This is a genomic window from Cellulomonas sp. P4_A2, from assembly GCF_056402515.1.
On sequence record NZ_JBFUHG010000109.1, the window covers coordinates 1 to 453 of the forward strand.

Below are 453 nucleotides of genomic sequence, written 5' to 3' on the forward strand. Positions count from 1 at the left end.
CCCTGGCAGTGGTCCGTCGCCGTGGCCGCCCAGCTCTGCGCCGCGCTCTCCGCCGTGCACGCCGTGCCGATCGTCCACCGTGACCTCARGCCCCGGAATCTGATGGTGCGCCCGGACGGCACGATCACCGTCCTCGACCTGGGCGTGGCCTCCGTCCTGGACAACGACACCACCCGCCTCACCCACACCGGTACGCCGATCGGTTCCCCGGCCTACATGGCGCCCGAGCAGGCGATGGGCGGCGCCGTCGGCCCGTACACCGACCTGTACGCGCTCGGCGTGCTCCTGCACGAACTGCTCAGCGGGGACGTGCCGTTCGCCGGGTCCACCGCCCTCGGTGTGCTGCACCGCCACCTCTACGAGCCGCCGCTCCCGGTCCGGCAGATCCGGCCCGAGATTCCGGAGCCCCTCGAAGCGCTCGTGCTGCGGCTGCTCGCCAAGGACCCGCAGCAC

Annotated in this window: 1 protein-coding gene; it reads left to right on the forward strand. The window is 72.8% G+C overall.

All coding sequences use genetic code 11. The features are described from left to right. A partial coding sequence (locus AC1DUE_RS20320; RefSeq protein WP_477041212.1) for a serine/threonine-protein kinase occupies positions 1-453 on the forward strand: 453 nt, incomplete at both ends.